The 301-nt window shown below is 52.2% G+C and carries 1 rRNA gene; it reads left to right on the plus strand.

Annotated elements, in window-relative coordinates:
• A 16S ribosomal RNA gene (locus Ga0451573_RS19125) occupies positions 1 to 301 on the plus strand; the annotation flags it as partial.

Below are 301 nucleotides of genomic sequence, written 5' to 3' on the forward strand. Positions count from 1 at the left end.
GTGTTAGCCGCCGCGGTAATACGTAGGGGGCAAGCGTTATCCGGAATTACTGGGTGTAAAGGGTGCGTAGGTGGTATGGCAAGTCAGAAGTGAAAACCCAGGGCTTAACTCTGGGACTGCTTTTGAAACTGTCAGACTGGAGTGCAGGAGAGGTAAGCGGAATTCCTAGTGTAGCGGTGAAATGCGTAGATATTAGGAGGAACACCAGTGGCGAAGGCGGCTTACTGGACGATAACTGACGCTGAGGCTCGAAAGCGTGGGGAGCAAACAGGATTAGATACCCTAGTAGTCCCGAGACTGA

Source organism: Phosphitispora fastidiosa, assembly GCF_019008365.1.
Classification (GTDB): domain Bacteria; phylum Bacillota; class Thermincolia; order Thermincolales; family UBA2595; genus Phosphitispora; species Phosphitispora fastidiosa.